The organism is Streptomyces sp. SLBN-31, from assembly GCF_006715395.1.
Taxonomy (GTDB): domain Bacteria; phylum Actinomycetota; class Actinomycetes; order Streptomycetales; family Streptomycetaceae; genus Streptomyces.
Genome location: NZ_VFNC01000002.1, coordinates 2,895,120 through 2,913,538 on the forward strand (window position 1 = coordinate 2,895,120; position 18,419 = coordinate 2,913,538).

The following is an 18,419-nucleotide window of genomic DNA, read 5'->3' on the forward strand; positions in this document are numbered from 1 at the left end:
CCGTTGTATCGGCCCAACGGGCCGGTTCTCCGAACGGGTGACCCGGAACACCCCGCGTAAACGGGTGTCAAAATCCGCCCGACGTGTCGATCCCGCGCGTCCCCGTTCGACACGTCGGCGAAGGCACCGCGAGGGTGCCCGCAGCGAAGGGGATCGCCATGGGTGAGGTCATCGCACGGCTGGCAATGTCGCTGGACGGATACGTCGCGGGCCCTGAGTCGGGCCGGGAGCACCCGCTGGGCATCGGCGGGGAGCGGCTGCACTCCTGGGTGTTCGGCCTGCGGACGTTCCGCCGGATGCAGGGGATGGAGGGCGGCCTGACCGGGCCGGACGACGACCTGATCGCCGAGCACGTCCGGCGGCCGGGCGCGGTGGTCATGGGGCACGGCATGTACGTCACCGGCGAGGTCCCGTGGGGCGACGAGCCGCCGTTCCACGCGCCGGTGTACGTGGTCACCCACCATGCGCGCCCGTCCGTTCCCAAGGAGGGCGGCACCACGTTCCACTTCGTCACCGAGGGCCCCGAGCGCGCCGTGGAGCTGGCCCGGCAGGCGGCCGGTGAGAAGGACGTGTCGCTGGCGGGCGGCGCGGACCTGGTCCAGCAGTTCATCCGGGCAGGCCTGCTGGACGAACTGCTCCTGCACGTCGTCCCGGTCCTGGCCTGCGGCGGCCGCCGCCTCTTCGACAACCTGGGCGATCAGCACATCGAGTGGGAGAAGACCCAGGTGCTGGACTCACCGGAGGTCACGCATATCCGGTTGCGGGCGCGCCGCAACGTCTCCTGAGATGGGGGCCATGACCTGGACCATCACCCCGGAGCCCTACGACTCCCCCGTGGCCGCTGCCCTGTGGCGGGCCTACTACACGGAGGTCAGCGACCGCTGGTACCTCCTGCACCACGGCCGCCGCACGGACCCCGCGGAACTGGAGCGCGAGATCGCCGCCAGGACCGGCGCGGAACTGGCCCCGCCCACGGGCGAGCTGCTGGTCGCCCGCTGCGCCGGGGAACCGGCGGGCTCGGCGGGCGTACGTCTGCTGGACGCGCAGACAGCTGAGCTGACCCGGGTGTTCGTGCACGAGAGGATGCGGGGCAGGGGCGGCGCGCCTCTGCTCGTCCGGGCCGCCGAGGAGGCCGCCCGGGCCCTGGGCGCCCGCCACCTGATCCTGGACACCCGGTCCGACCTGGTGGCGGCCCGCGCCCTGTACGCCCGCCTCGGCTACGAGGAGACGGCACGCCACAACGACGACCCGTACGCCGAGCACTGGTTCCGCAAGGACCTGCGGCGCGACCCCACCGCCGCGCCGACCGCGACGGAGGCGCAGGGGGCGTAGGGACACAGGCCGAACAGGGGCACAGGGGGCGCCGGGGATCAACCGGCCCCCTCCACCACCCCCTTGTGCGGTTCCTCCCGCTCCGACCCGCACAGCTCGCCGTTCAGCTCCCGCACCAGCTGCACGAGGTCCGTGGGCCGCCCCGGCCCCCACCAGTCGCCGAGGAGCCGTGCCAGCGACTCCTCCCGGGCCTGGGCGAGCCGCTCGGCGACCTGTCGCCCGCTGTCCGTCAGCACCAGCTCCAGCCCCTCCCGCACGGCGAGATGCCGCACCTCCACCTGCCGGGCGGCCTCGATGATGACGCTCAGCGGCACGGAACTGCGTTCGGCGAGCACGGCCGGCTCGGCCCAGCCGTACCGCCTGATCCGCAGCAGCAGCCAACTGGCCGCCGGCAGCAGGTCGTAGCCGGCCCGCTCGGTGATCTCCTGGTACACCCTGCGCCGCCCCTCGCGCGTGCCGAGCACGGACAGGGCCCGGCACACCTCGTCGTACGAGGACCGCTCGACGGGGTTGCTGGCGAGCGTCTCGGTGACGTCGGGCGCGGTGACGGAGCCGCGCAGCGGGTCCTCCTTGAGGAACCAGGCCAGGACGAAGCCCAGGAGGGCGACGGGGGCGGCGTACAGGAAGACGTCGGTGATGGCGGAGGCGTACGCGTGCAGGGCCGGCGCCCGCAGTGCGGGCGGGAGTGAGGCGATGCCGCGCGGGTCGGACTCGAGGGCGTCCGCGGAGACGCCTCCCGGCAGCCGCACGCCCCGGAACGCCGCCGTCAGCTTGTCGCCGAGGCGGCTCGCGAAGACCGTGCCGAAGATCGCGACGCCGAAGGAGGCGCCGATGGACCGGAAGAAGGTCGCGCCGGAGGTCGCGACGCCGAGGTCCTCGTAGGAGACGGCGTTCTGCACGATGAGCACCAGTACCTGCATGACCAGGCCGAGTCCGAGGCCGAAGACGAAGAAGCAGGCGCTCATCGCGAACGTGGAGCTGTTCTCGTCGAGGCGGTGCAGCAGGAGCAGCCCGAGGGTGGTGACGGCGGTGCCCGTCACCGGGAAGACCTTCCAACGGCCCGTCCGGCTGACGATCTGCCCGGAGCCGGTGGACGACAGCAGCATTCCGAACACCATGGGCAGCATGTGCACGCCGGACATGGTGGGGGTGACGCCCTGCACCACCTGGAGGAACGTCGGCAGGTAGGTCATCGCGCCGAACATGGCGAAGCCGACGATGAAGCTGATGACGGCGGACAGGGTGAAGGTCCGGATGCGGAACAGCTTCAGCGGCAGCACCGGTTCGGCGGCCCGCCGCTCCACCGCCACGAACGCCACGGCGAGTACGACGCCCAGCACGGCCAGCCCGACGATCTGCGCCGAGCCCCACCCCCAGGTCGTCCCGCCCAGCGAGGCGACGAGCACGAGGCAGGTGGCGACGGACGCGATCAGGAACGTACCGAGGTAGTCGATGACGTGCCGCGTCTGCTTGCGCGGGATGCGCAGCACGGCCGCGATCACCGCGAGGGCGATCACGCCGACGGGGAGGTTGACGTAGAACACCCAGCGCCAGCTGAGGTGTTCGGTGAACAGGCCGCCGAGCAGCGGTCCGAGGACGCTGGTCGCCCCGAACACGGCCCCGAACAGCCCTTGGTAGCGACCGCGCTCGCGCGGCGGCACCACGTCCCCGACGATCGCCATCGACAGCACCATCAGCCCGCCGCCGCCGAGCCCCTGTACCGCGCGGAAGGCGATGAGCTGCGGCATGTTCTGCGCCATGCCGCACAGCGCGGAGCCGATGAGGAAGAGCACGATCGCGGTCTGGAACAGCCTCTTGCGCCCGTACTGGTCGCCGAGCTTGCCCCACAGCGGGGTCGCGGCGGTCGAGGCCAGCAGGTACGCGGTCACCACCCACGACAGGTGATCCAGCCCGCCGAGGTCGCTGACGATGGTCGGCAGCGCGGTCGAGACGATGGTCTGGTCGAGCGCGGCGAGCAGCATCCCGAGGAGCAGCGCGCCGATCGAGACGAGGACGCTCCCGGGCACGTGCGGATCCTGCGCCTCCTGCCGGTGCCGGGTCACCGTGCTCGCATCCCCTGCCATAAGGCCTCCCAACGATCTCCGTGCGTTCTCGACGCATCTCCCATCGTGGTCGGAGTGACCGGATATGGCCCGTCGAGTCCTCGGAAGCCGGGATTCCGGGGGCTTGTGGGAGACGAGGTGAGGGAGATCTGCATAATCTCTGGAGTTCGCGAGGGGAGCACGAGGGGAGGGACGAACGCGTGACAGACCCCGAAGGTCACCTGTGCCCGGAGTGCGGTGCGCCCAGAAGCGGCGACAACACGCCGTCGTGCGGCTGCGCGCAGCGGGCGTCCGAGGCCCTGCGCGAGGCCCGTACGGCGCAGGCGGCCGCGGCGGAGGACTTCGATCCGCTGCGGATCAGGCCGTACGTCGACCTGGAGGGGGCGACGGAGGGGACGATGCCGTTGCGGGCGGTCGGCCCGGACCTGCGCCCGTTCGAAACGACCGCCCCGCCGGCCCCGGCGGCCCCGCCAGTCGCCGCGTCGGTCCCCGTTCGGTACCCCGGCCGCCGACGCCCCCGCACGCGCACCGTCCTGCTCGCCGCGGGCGGCGCCGTCGTGGCGGTGGTGGCGGCGGCCGGACTGGCCAGTGGGCTCTTCTCGTACGAGCCGCCGTCGCGGGACACGGCACTGCCGGACGACGTGCGCGCGAGCGTCCCGGAGGCGCCGACGAGCAGGGCGCCGAGCTCGCCGTCCGAATCGGCGGCCCCGGCAGGCCGGCCGGCACCACCGTCCGCGCCCGTCGGCGCGACTCCGTCCCCCTCGGCCTCGGCGTCCGCCACGAGCGCCTCGCCGTCGCCCTCCGTGACCCCGACGCGCAGTCCGGCCACGCCGACGGCCACGTCCTCGGCGACCGGCACGATCACCTCGGGCAACGACCAGCGCACCCGCCCGCCGGTCCTGCGCCGCGGCGACAGCGGCCCCGAGGTGAAGGAACTGGAACTGCGCCTGACGCAGCTCGGCCTGTACACCCGAAAGGCGACCGGCCACTACAACGAGGGCGTCGAGGACGCGGTCACCCGCTACCAGCAGGCCCGCGGAATCCAGCCACAGCAGTACGGCGTCTACGACCTCGAAACCCGCGCCCACTTGGAGTCGGAGACGTCGAAGCCGTAAGACCGACCACAGGTCGGACGAGGACGCGGTCGACCCCGGGGACCTCGGCACCGCGAGCCCGACGGCCCGGTCCGGGCGCGTGAAGCGGGAGCCACATGCCGACGCGACAGTCCCGGCCCCCGCAGCGCACGCCGAATTCCGACACGACCGCAACGGGAACACCGTCGGAGCCGTGAAGGCCGGACGGTACGGGGCAGACAAGGGCGCGGCATCGAACGCGGACCCGGACGCGGCGGCAACGGGAAAATCGTCGGCCGTGAGGCCGACCGCACAGGGCCGACCGGGGCAGGTCACTCACATGGGCCCGGACGCGACCGGCCCGGGGTACGTCGTAACCGTGAGGCCGGCGGGCCGTTCCTGCCGCGGCCCGACACGCACGTGGATCCGAGCCGCTCGCAGCCGGAGCCGTCCGAGCCGCAGACCGCGCGCTTGCGGGCACGGCCGAACGCGGAGTCGCGCGGGCGGCGCGACCAGCCCGGCCTCGGCCCGGCCTCACGCGCAGCCTGGCGCGACCGGCGTCCCAGACGCCCGAGCCTCAGGCCGGCGCGATCCGCCGGCCGCGGCACGTCAGCGCACGCAGATCCGGATCGCGCCGTCCACCGTCGCCTCGACGCGTACCTGGGTGAGGTCGCGGACGACGATGTCCGGCTCGTGGAAGTCGGCTCGTGGGCCCACGCCCACGACCCGCATCCCGGCGGCGCGCCCGGCGGCGATGCCCGCGGCCGAGTCCTCGAAGACGACGCATTCCGCGGGGGCGATGCCCAGCTCGGCCGCGCCCTTGAGGAACCCCTCGGGGTCCGGCTTGCTCGCGGCGACGCTCTCCGCCGTGATGCGCAGGCTCGGCAGCGGCAACCCCGCCGCGGTCATACGGGCCGTGGAGAGGGCGACGTCCGCCGAGGTCACCAGCGCGTGCGGCAGCCCGTTCAGGGAGGCCAGGAACTCCGCCGCACCGGGGATCTCCACGACCCCGTCGGTGTCGGCGGTCTCCTCGGCCAGCATCCGCGCGTTGTCGGCGTGGTTCTGCTCCATGGGACGGTCGGGCAGCAGTACGGCCATGGAGGCGTAGCCCTGGCGCCCGTGGACCACCTTCATGACCTCGTCCGCGTCCAGCCCGTGCCGCTCGGCCCAGTGCCGCCAGATGCGTTCGACGACGGCGTCCGAGTTCACGAGGGTGCCGTCCATGTCCAGCAGGAGGGCGCGGGCGGTCAGGACGGTGGGCACGGCGGTGACCGTCATCGGCAGCTCCAAGGCAGGGAGGGGGGAACAAGGCGGCCCCGCCCGCCGGTCAGGGGAAACGGGCGGGAGCCACTTTGTTTCTCCACGGTACAAAACAAGCCCGCCATCCGCCACCGTCTACCGGAAGAGTTCACCGGCCGTTCAGCTCCTCCGCCGCCCAGCCGGCCGCCTCACCCGGCCGCGGCCTCCCACAGGCTGCCGGTGGGGCTCGGTGCCGTGCTCGCGCTGTGGGCGGTGGCCGGACTGGGCATCGTCGGCGGAAAGGGTCGTCTTAGCGGGCCGCGAGGTCGGCCGTCATGATCTGCGCCAGGTCACCGAACCCGGCGACGAGGATGAGCATGAAACCGGTGCCCGCGACCTTCCAGAAGGACTGGTCCTCGGGCCTGCGGATCCCCTCCTCGCCGCCCCCTGCCGAACAGCAGCATCGCCGCGCCGCCCAGGAAGAGCAGTCCCGTCAGTGCGTGCACGAGCCGCCGCGGCAGCAGGGTCGGCACACTGTCCGCCGCCACGGCGAGCACGACATGCAGCAGGAACGCGGCCGCGACGCCGGCGAAGACGTACGAGGCGCGGTACCGCGCCCCCAGGACGAGTCCGGCGAGCGCCGTCTTGTCCGGAACCTCCGCGAGGAAGACGACGCCGAAGACGAGCGCCATGACGGTGATGCCGATCAAGGTTGAAGGTCTCGCCGGCGGAGGTCCACGAGGGACCCGCCTCCAGGCTCCGGCTCAGTCGAGCTGAGCATGTCGACGGTCCGGCGAGGCGACGAGCCCGCGGGCGAAAGTTCAGCCGTACACCTTGTCGTGTCATGTACGCGTCACTAACTTCTTACCGAACGCACACCCGGACGCAACACGGCGCCGGGAGCATTCCCCTGCTCGCACTCAACGCCCCTACACCCCAAGGGAGTTCGCATGGCGAAGTTCTACGCGCGTCGACGGCTCAGCATACTCGCGGCCCTCACCGGACTCATAGCCTCCGTCGGGCTCCTCAACGGCCCGAGCGCGTCCGCCGCCCTCCCCACCCCCGTCAGCGCCACCACCGCCCGCAGCTACCTCGCCTCGCTCACCGTGGCGACCGAGAACCGCACCGGCTACAGCCGCGACCTCTTCCCGACCTGGATCACGATCAGCGGCACCTGCAACACCCGCGAGTACATCCTCAAGCGGGACGGCACGAACGTCGTCACCGACTCCGCGTGCGCCGCGACCAGCGGCAGCTGGTACTCCCCCTACGACGGCGCGACCTGGACCGCCGCCTCCGACCTGGACATCGACCACCTCGTGCCGCTCGCCGAGGCCTGGGACTCCGGCGCGAGCAAGTGGACCACCGCCCAGCGCCAGGCCTTCGCCAACGACATAACCCGCCCGCAGCTGCTGGCCGTCACCGACAACGTGAACCAGTCCAAGGGCGACCAGGACCCCTCCACCTGGGTGCCCTCCCGGTCCGCGTACGTGTGCACCTACGTCCGCGCCTGGGTCCAGGTGAAGTACTACTACGACCTCTCGGTCGACTCCGCCGAGAAGTCGGCGCTGACGAGCTACCTCTCCGGCTGCTGATCCGACTACTGATCGTTACGCGCGGAACCTCCCCCCTCGCCTCCGTCGTTCCGTACCGTACGGGGCGACGGAGGAGCGTGAGTACGTGGCCGAACTGCGCCTGGGTCCACTGCTGAGGTATGCCGACGGATCGTCCGCGACCGTCTGGGTCGAGGCGAGCCGCCCCTGCACCGCCGAGGTGCGCTGCGCCGACGGCTCCGGCGGCGAGGCCCGCACCTTCCAGATCGCGGGCCACCACTACGCCCTGGTGCCGGTCACCGGCCTGACCGCGGGCACGACGACGTCGTACGACGTCCACCTCGACGGCACCCGCGTGTGGCCGCCGCCCGACTCCCGGTTCCCGCCCTCGGTCATCCGCGCCCCGCGCGAGGACGACGACGTCCGCGTCTGCTTCGGCTCCTGCCGCTGGGCCGCCCCGCCGGCCGACGAGCCGGACCCCGTCGGCCCGGACGCCCTCGACACGCTCGCCGTCCGGATGGCGGCCGACCCCGAGGGCGAACGCCCGGACGTGCTCCTGCTGCTGGGCGACCAGGTCTACGCCGACGAGACCTCGCCCGCGACGCAGCGCTGGCTCGCCGCCCGCCGCGGCCTCGGCGACCCGCCGGGCAGCCAGGTCGCCGACTACGAGGAGTACACGCACCTCTACTACGAGTCCTGGCTCGACCCCGAGGTGCGCTGGCTGCTGTCCACCGTGCCCAACTGCATGATCTTCGACGACCACGACGTCATCGACGACTGGAACACCTCCGCCTCCTGGGTGGAGGACATGCGGGCCACCCCGTGGTGGCGTGAGCGGCTGCTCAGCGGTCTGATGTCGTACTGGGTGCACCAGCACCTGGGGAACCTCTCGCCGGCCGAACTCGCCGCCGACCCGCTCTACGCGGCCGTACGCGAACTGCCCGACGGCACGGACGAGTTGCGCGCCTTCGCCTCCCGCGCCGACGTCGATCCCGCCTCGGTGCGCTGGAGTTACCGGCGCGACTTCGGCCGCACCAGGCTGGTGATGGTGGACTCGCGGGCGGCCCGCGTCCTCGACGAGGAGAACCGGGCGATGCTCGACCCGGGCGAGGCGCGGTGGCTGCGCGAGCAGGTGCTGGACGCCGGGGCGTACGACCATCTCCTGATCGGGACCTCGCTGCCCTGGCTGCTGCCGCACCTCGTGCACGACGCCGAGGCGTGGAGCGCCGCCCTGTGCCGGGGCGACCGGGGCGCGCGCTGGGCGCGGTTCGGCGAGGACCTGCGACGGGGGGCGGATCTGGAGCACTGGGCGGCCTTCCCGGACTCCTTCGCCGGGCTGGCCGAACTGATCGCGAAGGCAGGTTCGGGCTCGGGGGCGCCCGCGACGGTGCTCGTCCTGTCGGGCGACGTGCACCACGCGTACGTGGCGGAGGCATCGTGGCCCTCGGGGGACGGGCCGGACGCCCGGGTACTGCAGCTCACCTGCTCGCCCGTGCACAACGCAGTCCCGCGGGCGATCCGCCTCGCCTTCCGGTTCGGCTGGAGTGCGGCGGCGCGGGTGCTGGGGCGGCGGTTCCTGCGGCACGGCGGGTGCGCGCCGGTGCCGGTCAAGTGGCGCAAGACCGGCGGGCCCTGGTTCGGCAACCAGCTCATGACCCTGACGCTGAAGGGCCGTTCGGCGCGGCTGCGGCTCGAACAGGCCCGTGGGGAAGGGGTGTTGAGGACGGTGGAGGAGTCACAGCTCAGCTCCTCGTGACCGGCGGGGCCCGGGAAGGGAGCGGATTCGGTCACCCTTTCGGGCATGCGAGTGCACGTGGGAGCGCTCCCACGTGCACCGACACGACGGACGGCACAGGGAGCAGCGCCGACCCGTTGGCCAATGTTGAACTTCCAACATCATCCCGGCTGACCTAACGTAAAAAGCTCGTTCGGTACCGCCGTCCCATCACCTGTCATGTCCCCGACAGGTCGCGACAACACCGAAGGAGCACCCCCCACATGACCGCTCGTCTCAACGCCGCCCAGCCCTACGCCCTCGGCCTGTTCCGTATGGTCGTCGGCCTGCTGTTCGCCTGCCACGGCGCCGCCTCCCTCTTCGGCGTCCTCGGCGGCACGTTCGGCACCGGCGGCACCGTCCAGACCGGCACCTGGCCTTCCTGGTACGCGGCCGTCATCGAACTCGTCGGCGGCGTCCTCGTCCTGCTCGGACTGGCCACGCGCGCGGCGGCCCTCATCGCCTCCGGCTCGATGGCGTACGCCTACTTCAAGGTGCACCAGCCGCACGCCCTGTGGCCGATCGAGAACGGCGGCGAACCCGCGGCGATCTTCTGCTGGGCCTTCCTGCTGCTGGTCTTCACCGGCTCCGGCGCGTTCGGCCTGGACCGCGTGCTGGCCAGGCGCTCCACGGCACAGAGCGAGCGGGCCGCGGAACAGACGCCGGTGACCGCCTGACACGCCGACGCGGGTCGGCAGCCGGGTGAACGTCCTGTGCCGATCCCACGTGCCCCCCATGAATCTCCCGTCACACCACGGGCGTACGCTGTATGGCTGTTGATGGCCGCCCTGCCGCTCCCCTGCGACGTCGCGGCACGGTGTGGTCCACGGGGGAGTTCACGGGGAGTCTGCGGTGCTGGAGAGTGTGGGGTCGTTGACCGGGACCCCTTGGATCTACGCCATGGTGGCGCTGTCGGTGCTGCTGGACGTGTTCCTGCCGGTGCTGCCGAGCGGGGTGCTGGTCATCACGGCCGCCACCGCGGCGGCCGCGGGCTCGGCGACCGGCCGGGTGCCGCACGAGGTCCCCGACATCCTCGCCCTCACACTCTGCGCCGCCACCGCCTCCGTCCTGGGTGACCTGGTCGCCTACCGGCTGGCCTGGCGGGGCGGCGAACGCCTGGACCGCGCCATCGCCCGCTCCCGCCGGCTGACCGACGCGCAGGAACGTCTCGGCGTCGCTCTGGCCCGAGGCGGCGGCGCCCTGGTCATCCTCGCCCGCTTCGCCCCGGCCGGCCGCTCCGTCGTCTCCCTCGGCGCCGGCGCCGCCCACCGCCGCGCCCGCGACTTCCTGCCCTGGTCGGCGCTGGCCGGCCTGGCGTGGGCCGCCTACAGCGTGGCCCTCGGCTACTACGGCGGCCAGTGGCTCGGCGCGACCTGGCTGGGGACCGGCGTCTCGGTCCTCGCGCTCTTCGGAGCGGGGTCGGGGGCGGCGTACGTGATGCGGCGGCCGGTCAAGGCGTCCGAGGTCGGCTGATCCTCCCGCCCCTCAGGCACTCGCCCGCTGCTGCCCCCGCACCTCCAGGCCGTCCAGCAGCTCCGCCGTGGCCTGCGCGATCACGTCGACGGCGTGGTCGAACACCTCCTGGTTGTGTGCGGCCGGCGCCCGGAAACCGGACACCTTCCGTACGAACTGCAGGGCCGCGGCCCTGATCTCCTCCTCCGTCGCCTCTTCGGGCAACGCGGGCGGGCGAAGTGTCTTGATGCTCCGGCACATGGGAACAGTCTCGCCCAACTCGGCGTCTCCTGCGATGATCCGTTCCGAGGCGGCCACCGTCGTGGGGCCGACCGGCGAAGGGAACAAAAAAACATCATGGCGAACGACGCACTCACCGTGGCGGTGCTGGGTCCCGGCGGCATCGGCGGCCTGCTCGCCGGACTGCTGGCGCGCACCGGCCACCGCGTGATCTGCCTGGCCGGCGAGGACACGGTCCAGGTGCTGCGCAGGGACGGCATACAGGTCCGCAGCGAGAGGTTGGGCGACTTCACGGCCCGCGTCGAGGCCGACACCATGCTGCGCGAGCCGGTCGACGCGTGTCTGGTCTCCGTCAAGCACACCGCCCTTGAGGCCGCCCTCGACCGCGTCCCGCCGTCGGCCCTCGGCGGCGGCCTCCTCGTACCGTTCCTGAACGGCGTCGAACACCCCGCCGCACTGCGCGCCCGCTACCGCCCCGACCTGGTCGCCCCCGCCGTCATCCGCGTCGAGTCCACCCGGGTCGCACCGGGCGTGATCGACCACGGCAGCCCCTTCGCCGAGATCGACCTGACCGGCGAGGGCGTGGACCGCGAGCGGCTCGACGCGCTGGCCCTGGCGCTGGAGGCCGCCGGGCCGGTCACGCGGGTGCTGGACGACGAGACGGGCGCGCTGTGGGCGAAGATGTCGTTCCTGGCACCGTTCGCCCTGCTGACCACCCTGCACGCCCTGCCGCTGGGCGACGTACGCACACGGCACCGGGACGAGTTGACGGCACTCGTCGAGGAGACCGCGGCCGTCAGCCGGGCCTGCGGCGGTCCGACCGACCCGGCCCAGGCGATGGCCCGCTACGACGCCTTCCCGCCGCAGACCAAGTCGTCGATGCAGCGCGACGCCGAGGCGGGCCGGCCCCTCGAACTGGACGCCATCGGCGGCGCGTTGCTGCGGGCGGCGGACCGGCACGGGGTGAGCGTGCCGGTGACGGCGCGAGTGGTACGGGAGTTGGCGCGGCACCACGCCTGACAGGCCGCCCTCAGCGGTACTGGCCGACCTGGTAGTCGCCCGCGGGCTGCCGCGTCATCACATTGCCGCGGTTGAAGGCGTTGATGATGGCGATCTGGGCGACCAGTGCCGCGAGTTGCTCCTCGTCGTAGTGCTTGGCGGCGTTCTGCCACACCTCGTCCGGGACGCCGCCGGCCGCGTCCGCGATACGGGTGCCCTGCTCGGCCAGCTCCAGTGCGGCGCGCTCGGCCTCGCTGAAGACGGTGGCCTCCCGCCAGGCGGCGACCAGATTGATGCGCACGGCGCTCTCCCCCGCGTGCGCCAGCTCCTTGGTGTGCATGTCGATGCACCCGGCACAGCCGTTGATCTGGCTGGCCCGCAGGTTGACGAACTCCCGCGTGGCGAAGGGCAGCCCCGACTCCCCCAGCGCATGGCTCGCGGCGACGATGTGCTTGAACGCCTTGGCCGCGACCGGGCTCGCCATCAAATTCAACCGAGCTTCCACGATGCACTCCTTGTTCGTCCGTCGCTGACACCCCTGGGACGAGACACCTCCCGACCCCTGTGACACGACCGGAAGTGACGTGGGTCTCACAGCACGGACAGCGACCCGACCCAACTGCCGGCCGCGGTCACCCCGTTCGCACCAACCCCCCGAACAGACTCGCATCCCAAAATCGAACAGGCGTAGCATTGTGTCGTGGCAACGACCTATGACTTTCCGAATGACCTCCTCGCCGGTCAGGAGGAGCTGCATCAGGTCCGGGCCGAGCTGTCGGCCCTGCTCAAGCGCCTCCCCTGGTCGGTCGAGCCCCTGGACGGATTCAGTGACACCGGCGGCTGGCGCAAGGTGGAGCGCCCCGCCTCCCCGGGCTGGACACCCGACGAACAGGCCGAGGTCGAAAAACTGCGCCGCCGCGAACACGAACTCGCCGTCTTCGTCACGACCCACCGCTTCTGGACGGAGATCACGGCCGGGGACCGGGTGGAGGCCCGCACGAGCCTGAAGCACGCACACGAGCGATGAACACGAAAGACCCCGGCCGAAACGGCCGGGGTCTCCACACGGTGGGCGCGGACGGTTTCGAACCGCCGACATCCTGCTTGTAAGGCAGGCGCTCTACCACTGAGCTACGCACCCGGGACAGGTCGACAGACTACATTGCCCGGGGCGCTGTCCTGCAAACCGGTTGTGAGCCGGCTGGACGTCAGCCGTATTCCTGTGGACCGAGCGGCGGTGGCTCCCGCCACCAGGACGCATGCTCGGCCGCGTGTCCCGAGTGGTGTTGGACACGCTGGTCGCCCGCTTTCTCTCCACGTCCCGGCGACACGGATCGGGTCCGTGGTCCGGCGGCACGGGGGCGGGGTCCCTCACGCCCCCGGGCCTCCGGTTCGGCCTGGACGGTCCGATGCCCCGCACGATCTCTCCGGTCGTGCGGGGGCGGTGCCGTCCGTCGCCGGATCGGATGCCCGAGAGCGCGCCGTCCGGTCGCCACGGCGGCCGCGTCGTGGCGAGTGGTCCTGCGGGTGGGGGTCGTCAGCGGCCGCTGCCAGTGCCGGGCACCCCAGCGGGAGGTGTAGGCCGGATCCACCGCGACGACCGTGATGCCCTGCTCGGCGGCCATCGACACCGGTCGGGCCCTGAGCCTGGCCGTGGGAAAGCGGGAGACGACCCGGCGGAAGGACGTGTTGCGGCCGAAGCTTTCCCGCGTCCTGCTGTCGGTGAAGTCGAGGTCCTCGATCGCCACCGCACGGACGCCCGTGCGTCGTGCGTGGTGGAGGAGGCGGGTCAACGCGTGCCGGATCTGCGCGTCCCGATGCGACGCGCTGCCCGAGAGGTCGTAGGAGAACCGCTTCGGCTCGCCGACGGGGTTGCCATGTGCGTCGAGGCGCCAGGCGGCGAGATGGTCGTCGTTCATGTCGAGCGCGACCAGGCCACCGGCGACCGCCACCGCCGTCGGGAGGACGGGAAGGGCCAGGCGCTGCCAGGAAGCGGTCAGGTACCAGCGGCCGCGCCGGGCGTCGAAGTGGATGCGATAGGCCACCGCCCGGTTCGCGGCGACCCGGTCCTGCCACTCGGCGTGCCGGTGAGCGAAGACGACCTTCGCTTCGAGGACGTACCGGCAATGAGGGGCGTTCGAGAGATGCGACAGGGCAGCCGGAAGCCTGATGGAGAGCTGCCCCGCGTCGCTCACGCGGATCGTCTCGTTGCCGTACCGCTTACCGGTCTCGCCGTCGGCCGCCAGGAACGCCCGGGCGGCCCGCCAGCGCTCTCGCCATGCCTCATGGCTCAGCGCGACCTCCTTCAGGTGGTGCCGCTGGTGGGCGAGTCGCTTGCCCCCGCGCACGACATGGACGCGCCCCGCCGTCCAGTCGCGCTCGAGGGAGGCCACTCGGCCTTCGAGGGCGTGAAAGCGTCGCGATTTGGCGTGCCACTCCGAGCGGGTGGCGCAGCCACGCACCAGCCCGTGCCGCCGGTCTGCCTTCGCGCCGACCGGTCGGGCGAGCCTGGCCTGGAGGCGCGTGATCTCTCGGCGCAACCACGCCAGCTCCGCCGCCTGACCGCGTCTGGCCAGCGCCCATTGGTCGTTCGTCGCCTTCCCGCCCACCGCGCCGACGAAGCCCCCGACAGTTCGCGCTTGCGGGCGGCCCAGGATGCGGCATCGGAGTCCGGGCCCTGCCGGCAGCGCGCCGAGAGGTCTCTCGAAGCGAGGGAACCCAGCAGCACACCCACCTCTGCCAGCACCGTCGCATCGGAGGACGACAATCTCAGCCGGGTCCGGACGGCCGTCCCCGCAGGACCGGGGACCACGTACGGCGGTGTCGGCTTCCGCAGTCCGCGCATGACCTCCCGATCGCCCCGAAGATTCCTTCTCCATCCCAACGACCCGCCGTCGAAAGGGTCACCCGTTCGGAGCAGGAACCCGCATCCGCACACCGACCCGGGGGTTATCCCCACCCCCGATCCGCCGGTGGTCCGGATCCCGTTCGGGGGGCGGGGTGTCTAGCGTCGGAGGGGCTTCGTAGGTCTGGTTCAGGGGGGACTCGTCATGGTCGGTCGTAGTAATGGTGCCCGGTTGGCGCTCGCCGTCGTCGCTGTCGTGCTGGTCGGTGGGGCCACCGCCTGTGGCGCGTCCGCGGGGGACGACAAGGATCCGGATCACCGGACGTTCGCACTGCAGGGGCGGACACTGACCGTGGACTCCGACGACTCGGCGCTGGAGATCGTCGCAGGGGACGGGAACACGGCGGGGAAGGTGGCGGTGACCCGGTGGTTCCAGGGGAAGGTCGCCATCGGCAGCGACCCTAAGGTGACGTGGTCGATGCGCGGTGACCGGCTGGTGCTGCGGGTGAAGTGCTCGGGGGTCGTCGCGGACTGTTCGGCCAGGCACCGGATCGAGGTGCCGCGCGGGGTCGCGGTGAAGGTCCGGGACGGGGACGGCAGCGTGCGCGCGCGTGGCTTCAGGGACGCGCTGAGCATCAGTACCGGCGACGGCTCCGTGCGGATCGGCGACTGCACCGGTCCGCTGGAGGTGCACACCGGTGACGGGTCCGTGCGCGCCGAGGTCGACTCACGCACGGTCCGGGCGGAGACCGGCGACGGGTCGGTGCACCTGGAGCTGGGTGTCGTACCGGACCTCGTGGACTCGCGCAGCGGCGACGGGTCCGTGACGATCGCGCTGCCGAGGTCCGCGTACCGGGTGGCGGCGCGGACGGGCGACGGTTCGGTGCATGTGTCCGTTCCCCGTGACGATTCCAGCTCGCATGTCGTCAGGGCCCGTTCCGACGACGGTGAAGTCACGCTGCGCACGGCGAACTGACCGGCCCGTGTGTTCGTCCTCTACGGGTGGGAGAATGAGATCGGGCACCCGCCAGGACGGATGACAGCACGGGAGAGGGATGTGACGGCGACACCTTCGCAGCCGTACTCGCCGTCGGTGCCGCGCGCACACCGCCACCGCCACGCGCTCGCGGACACCCTCACACTGCTCGCCCTGCCGCTGGTGGCCGCGCTCGCGCTGCCGGCCGCGTTCGCCGGCGGTGGCACCCGGCGCTGGTTCGGCGGGCGGGCCGAGGCGCAGCGGGCGGAGGCGCAGGCCGCCAAGGACGCCGCGGCGGCCGCGTTCTACGAGCTGGACACCGCCCAGCGGGATCTGCGGATCTCGATCGAGACGATCACGGCGGTGGACTCCACTCCGGCCGCGCGCCGGGCCGTGTCCGACTTCGAGGCGCTGGGCCGCCGTATCGACGAGGCGAGCCAGCGGTACATCGGCGCGGTCGACGCCCATGATCTGGACCATGACGACCTGGAGGCGTCGGTCGCGGCGCAGGCGCGTACCGAGCTGACGCGGGCGAAGGACGAGCTGGCGAACGTCAAGCGGGAGCTGGACCGTTTCGCCGAGGGTCTCGGGCCGTTGCTGGGGAAGGCGGAGACGCAGCTGGCGCGGCTGGCCCCGGCGGTGGAGCGGGCCCGTCAGGGCTTGCTGGCCGCTTCCAACGCGCTTGACTCGGTGCGGGGTTCGGGGCTGAAGGCGGACGATCTCGCCGCCCGGCTCGCGGCCCTCGCCCCGGAGCTGACCAAGCTCAACCAGGGTGCGGGGCAGCACGGGCTGCCGCAGACGCTGGAGCGGGCGGAGCGGGTGGCGCGGGAGGCCGAGGCGATCCGGGTGGAGGCCGAGCGGCTGCCGGAGAAGGCGGCCGAGATCGACCACCGGCTGGTTTCCCTGCGTACCCGCGCGGAGGCGCTGACGACCCGGGCCGGGCAGGTCGAGCCGGTCCTGAGCGAGCTGCGGCGGCGTTTCTCGGCGGCCTGCTGGCAGGACCTGCAGCAGGTGCCCGAGCACGCGGTGGAGAACGTCCGGCAGGCGGAGACGAAGCTCAAGGAGGCGCAGGCGGCCCGTGACGCCCAGCGCTGGCCGGACGCGACGGCGCTGCTGTCGACGGTGCGGGCGCTGCTGAACACGACGGACGAGTCGGTGTCGGCGGCGCGGGACCGGCTGCAGCGGTTGAACGCCGTGCAGAAGGATCCGCAGCAGGAGGTCGAGCGGACGCGGTTCGCGATCCGGGACGCGCAGCGGCTGGCGATGTCGGGGCGGTCGACGCCCGATCCGCGGCACGCGCGGCCGTTGGACGACTCGGTCGCGCGCCTGGACCGGGCGATCGCCTCGCTGCAGGGCCGCCATCCCGACTACTGGCACTTCCTCACGGAGACGGAAGCGGTGCGCCGGACGGTGGCGGGGGTGGTCGCGCAGATCCGCGAGGAACGCGGCACCGCGCCTTAGCCCCTGGCTGCGCTGGGCGTAGTGGGTGAACCAGGACCATTCGTCGACGCCGATCCGGGTGTCGGAGTCGCTCGACGTTCGGGGGTGGCTGTTTGCGCTACTTCACGACCGTCGACCAGTCGGGCGACTGTGCGGGGTCCAGGCCGCGCAGGCGTGCGAGGGTCTCCGGCTTCTGCACGTCCAGCCAGTCGGCCAGTTCCTTGAAGGAGACGCACTTGACGCCCTTCTTCGTGCAGACGTTCTTGATGACCTGGTCGACGGCCTTCATGTATATGCCGCCGTTCCAGTCCTCGAAGTGGTTGCCGATGAACAGCGGGGCGCGGCTGCCGTAGTAGACGCGGTTGAAGCCGTCCATGTAGGAGGCGACGGTCTGCTGCTCCCACGCGGGGTAGTCGGCGGGGTCGCCGTCGGTCTCGCCGCCCGACTGGTTGTAGAGGAAGTTGAAGTCCATGGACAGGCCCTGGTAGTCGGCGCCCTGGTACGGCAGGAGCTGGAGGGGGAAGTCCCAGATGCCGCTCTTCTTCTCGGGCCATATCTGGAAGCCGCCGGGCGAGGAGGCGTCGTAGCGGTAGCCGTAGTCCTTGATGACCTTCAGGAGGTTCTTCTGGCCCTCCAGGCAGGGGGCGCGGCCGCCGACGACCTCCTTCTTGAAGTCGAAGGGCAGGGCGGGGATGTCCTTGAAGCCGGTGTTGGTCTTCCAGTGCTCCACGAGCGAGTAGAACTGGTCGATCTCCTGCTTCCACTCGTCGGTGGTCCAGTACTTGCCGCTGGTCTTGCTGTCGCAGAAGTGGCCGTTGAAGTGGGTGCCGATCTCGTTGCCCTCGTTGTAGGCGAGGCGGAGCTGCTCCAGGGTGGTGCGGACGTGTTCGTCGGTGGGGTAGTCGATGGCCGCGGCGCCGGCCTTGTGCAGCGGGGGCTCGTAGAGGGTCTTCTTCTCCTTGGGCAGCAGGTAGATGCCGGTGAGGAAGAAGGTCATCTGGGCGTCGTACTGCTTCGCCAGCTCGCGGTAGTGGGAGAAGAGGTGGTCGCTGCCCTCCAGGGCGCCGTCCCAGGAGAAGACGACGAACTGGGGCGGCTTCTCCCCCGGCTTGAGCGGCACGGGCTTCAGCTGGCCGCTCTGCGGGCCCGTGTAGGAGGTGGAGCCGTCGCCGAGGATCTTCGTCTTCCCGTCCCAGGAGGGTTCGGACTTCGGCTTGGCCTTCGCGGAGCGCTGTGAGGAGGCGGCGGGCTGGGGATGGTCCTGGCGGGTGAGGGCCAGGGCGCCCGCGACCAGGGAGGCCACGACGAGGAAGGCGGCGAGGGTGAGGACCTCGGGGCGGGCGGGGCGGCGCGGGGCGCGCTCCTTGCGTCGGCGGCCCTTGGCTTTTGCTCCTGGCACGGTGCGGCTCATGCGGTGCTCATTCTGCGAGGGA

16 protein-coding genes, 1 tRNA gene and 2 pseudogenes are annotated in these 18,419 nt (G+C 71.9%); 11 read left to right on the forward strand and 8 right to left on the reverse strand.

Annotated features, from left to right (window positions below; translation table 11 throughout):
• The first annotated feature begins 158 nt into the window (after positions 1-158).
• Both FBY22_RS33220 and FBY22_RS33225 read left to right on the forward strand, forming a co-directional pair.
• Positions 159-785, forward strand: coding sequence for a dihydrofolate reductase family protein (locus FBY22_RS33220; protein ID WP_142151677.1), 627 nt, complete (start codon positions 159-161; stop codon positions 783-785).
• Between the two features lie 10 nt (positions 786-795).
• Complete coding sequence (locus tag FBY22_RS33225; protein WP_174267321.1) at positions 796-1,332, forward strand: GNAT family N-acetyltransferase; 537 nt, start codon at positions 796-798, stop codon at positions 1,330-1,332.
• A gap of 38 nt (positions 1,333-1,370) precedes the next feature.
• Here the strand turns inward: FBY22_RS33225 and FBY22_RS33230 are convergent, their stop codons facing one another.
• Positions 1,371-3,416: an MFS transporter gene (locus FBY22_RS33230; RefSeq protein ID WP_142151679.1), complete on the reverse strand. Its 2,046-nt coding sequence runs from the start codon at positions 3,414-3,416 to the stop codon at positions 1,371-1,373.
• A 179-nt stretch (positions 3,417-3,595) separates the two neighbouring features.
• Between FBY22_RS33230 and FBY22_RS33235 the strand changes: the two genes are divergently transcribed.
• Positions 3,596-4,510, forward strand: coding sequence for a peptidoglycan-binding domain-containing protein (locus FBY22_RS33235; RefSeq protein WP_142151680.1), 915 nt, complete (start codon positions 3,596-3,598; stop codon positions 4,508-4,510).
• Between the two features lie 567 nt (positions 4,511-5,077).
• Here the strand turns inward: FBY22_RS33235 and FBY22_RS33240 are convergent.
• Positions 5,078-5,746 (reverse strand): HAD-IA family hydrolase, encoded by a 669-nt coding sequence (locus FBY22_RS33240; protein WP_142151681.1) that lies wholly within the window; start codon positions 5,744-5,746, stop codon positions 5,078-5,080.
• Between the two features lie 274 nt (positions 5,747-6,020).
• Positions 6,021-6,417 (reverse strand): annotated as a pseudogene (locus tag FBY22_RS33250) (TMEM165/GDT1 family protein); the annotation flags it as partial.
• A 240-nt stretch (positions 6,418-6,657) separates the two neighbouring features.
• On the opposite strand from FBY22_RS33250, the gene FBY22_RS33255 reads away from it, so the two are divergent.
• The 4 genes from FBY22_RS33255 (at position 6,658) to FBY22_RS33270 (ending at position 10,507) form a co-directional block, all read left to right on the forward strand.
• Positions 6,658-7,302: an HNH endonuclease family protein gene (locus tag FBY22_RS33255; RefSeq protein ID WP_142151683.1), complete on the forward strand. Its 645-nt coding sequence runs from the start codon at positions 6,658-6,660 to the stop codon at positions 7,300-7,302.
• Between the two features lie 85 nt (positions 7,303-7,387).
• Entirely contained in the window at positions 7,388-9,016 is a 1,629-nt protein-coding gene (locus FBY22_RS33260; RefSeq protein WP_142151684.1) for an alkaline phosphatase D family protein, read from the forward strand.
• A 242-nt stretch (positions 9,017-9,258) separates the two neighbouring features.
• The gene (locus FBY22_RS33265; RefSeq protein ID WP_142151685.1) at positions 9,259-9,711 is read left to right on the forward strand and encodes a DoxX family protein; all 453 of its coding nucleotides are present in this window, start codon (positions 9,259-9,261) and stop codon (positions 9,709-9,711) included.
• Positions 9,712-9,886: 175 nt separating this feature from the next.
• Complete coding sequence (locus FBY22_RS33270) at positions 9,887-10,507, forward strand: DedA family protein (protein WP_174267322.1); 621 nt, start codon at positions 9,887-9,889, stop codon at positions 10,505-10,507.
• 12 nt (positions 10,508-10,519) lie between these two features.
• Here the strand turns inward: FBY22_RS33270 and FBY22_RS33275 are convergent, their stop codons facing one another.
• Positions 10,520-10,747 (reverse strand): DUF2277 domain-containing protein, encoded by a 228-nt coding sequence (locus FBY22_RS33275; protein WP_142151686.1) that lies wholly within the window; start codon positions 10,745-10,747, stop codon positions 10,520-10,522.
• Between the two features lie 96 nt (positions 10,748-10,843).
• On the opposite strand from FBY22_RS33275, the gene FBY22_RS33280 reads away from it, so the two are divergent.
• Positions 10,844-11,746: a ketopantoate reductase family protein gene (locus FBY22_RS33280; RefSeq protein WP_142151687.1), complete on the forward strand. Its 903-nt coding sequence runs from the start codon at positions 10,844-10,846 to the stop codon at positions 11,744-11,746.
• Positions 11,747-11,756: 10 nt separating this feature from the next.
• Here the strand turns inward: FBY22_RS33280 and FBY22_RS33285 are convergent, their stop codons facing one another.
• A complete protein-coding gene (locus tag FBY22_RS33285) occupies positions 11,757-12,230 on the reverse strand; it encodes a carboxymuconolactone decarboxylase family protein (RefSeq protein WP_142151688.1) in 474 nt (157 codons plus the stop codon).
• Positions 12,231-12,425: 195 nt separating this feature from the next.
• Between FBY22_RS33285 and FBY22_RS33290 the strand changes: the two genes are divergently transcribed.
• Entirely contained in the window at positions 12,426-12,752 is a 327-nt protein-coding gene (locus FBY22_RS33290) for a hypothetical protein (protein WP_142151689.1), read from the forward strand.
• Between the two features lie 42 nt (positions 12,753-12,794).
• Here the strand turns inward: FBY22_RS33290 and FBY22_RS33295 are convergent.
• Positions 12,795-12,866, reverse strand: a tRNA-Val gene (locus FBY22_RS33295).
• 126 nt (positions 12,867-12,992) lie between these two features.
• Positions 12,993-14,570: pseudogene (locus FBY22_RS33300) on the reverse strand (IS200/IS605 family accessory protein TnpB-related protein); the annotation flags it as partial.
• A gap of 205 nt (positions 14,571-14,775) precedes the next feature.
• Here FBY22_RS33300 and FBY22_RS33305 point away from each other — a divergent pair.
• Both FBY22_RS33305 and FBY22_RS33310 read left to right on the forward strand, forming a co-directional pair.
• The gene (locus tag FBY22_RS33305) at positions 14,776-15,546 is read left to right on the forward strand and encodes a DUF4097 family beta strand repeat-containing protein (RefSeq protein WP_142151690.1); all 771 of its coding nucleotides are present in this window, start codon (positions 14,776-14,778) and stop codon (positions 15,544-15,546) included.
• A gap of 81 nt (positions 15,547-15,627) precedes the next feature.
• Positions 15,628-17,007 carry a hypothetical protein gene (locus FBY22_RS33310; protein ID WP_142151691.1) on the forward strand — a complete coding sequence of 460 codons (1,380 nt, stop codon included), beginning with the start codon at positions 15,628-15,630 and terminating at the stop codon, positions 17,005-17,007.
• Positions 17,008-17,104: 97 nt separating this feature from the next.
• Here the strand turns inward: FBY22_RS33310 and FBY22_RS33315 are convergent, their stop codons facing one another.
• Positions 17,105-18,397, reverse strand: a complete 1,293-nt coding sequence (locus tag FBY22_RS33315; protein WP_142151692.1) for a hypothetical protein — start codon at positions 18,395-18,397, stop codon at positions 17,105-17,107.
• Positions 18,398-18,419: the final 22 nt, after the last annotated feature.